At 41.3% G+C, this 1,188-nt stretch carries 1 protein-coding gene; it reads right to left on the reverse strand.

What is annotated here, in order from left to right:
• Positions 1-118 precede the first annotated feature (118 nt).
• Positions 119-1,188, reverse strand: a 1,070-nt coding sequence (locus tag AB4486_RS22915) for a hypothetical protein (protein WP_372118791.1), incomplete at its 5' end; no start/stop codon positions are given.

Consider the following 1,188-nt stretch of genomic DNA (forward strand, 5'->3'; position numbering starts at 1 on the left):
AGATTGAGATCGCTTAACAACGCGTTTTAATATTATCTAAAGCTAAAAATCCAGTGTCTGATGGCACTGGATTTTTTTATTGCGTAAAGCTATTTATAGTTATTGAGTAACGACTTCGTCAGCGTTGCTTACAAGTATCTTTTGACCAATTCACACCATCATCTGAACATTCCATTCGACTTGTTCCATTCTGGTAATAATAACCTTTGGTCCAGTTACCTTGAGAGTATTTAGACGTTATCGTTTGAGTGTAATCAAACGGTGTATTCTCAATGTACGCATACTTATGTCTGTTCCAACTATCAGAGCCATAAGAACTATTGTCATCAAAGTCTACCGAGAGATAGCTGAGTGCATCAAAGTCGCTGCGTGAAACGCTACCCAATGAATCACCCAAATTCACCCACTCTGGATGTGGTGCATTATTCTCAAAATTAAATTTCGCTTGTACCTGAGTAAACTGATCTTTGTAGTCACCGACAACATCAGCCGACAAGGTTTGCATGAAGCCCGCACCCACGTCTTGACGAGAACAGCTGTCCCAATCAGGTTGTTGAGACCCGCTACGGTTAATCACACCAAAAGTAGTCAATGAGTTAGGCAGAACCTGCTGCTTGATGGTCTCTTGCACTGAACATGAATATTCCGTTCCATCACTATTCAATGAGAACGAAGCTGCTCTGTCATACTCTAAGCCATCTTTCTTCTGACCATTACGCTCAAAATGTTCACTTAACGCCAGTTCTGTCTGCAGGTCGGCTGAAACTTCATGTTCGATCACAATCAGCTTGTCCGCAGTCATCACTGTTTTAACTTTATACCACTTATTAATTTCGTTCTTCTTGGAGTAATCCCAATGCTGCCAGTAATAGTCAACATAAGCTTGCTGGGCTGTCGGGTTCTCTTTTTGAATCTCTTTGGTCTCTTGATACGACTTTTTAATGGCAGGCATCATCTTCTGCGCTAAATCGTAGAGCTCAGTATTTTGATCTTTAACGAAATCACCATACAAGTCCTCTACTGCGATGTTGTATCGGTTCGCAATTCGGAAGTCATGCTCTTTCACATTTTGGATAATGCTATTTTGGGTGTTCACGGCTTGCTTCAAAGCAGAGCAACTGTTTAAACCACCTTTATACAAGTCGGCTTGGATCTGATTCCATAAAACAGTTGTCAGTGGCGTAGTCG

It is taken from the genome of Vibrio sp. 10N.222.55.C6, from assembly GCF_041473395.1.
Classification (GTDB): domain Bacteria; phylum Pseudomonadota; class Gammaproteobacteria; order Enterobacterales; family Vibrionaceae; genus Vibrio; species Vibrio crassostreae_C.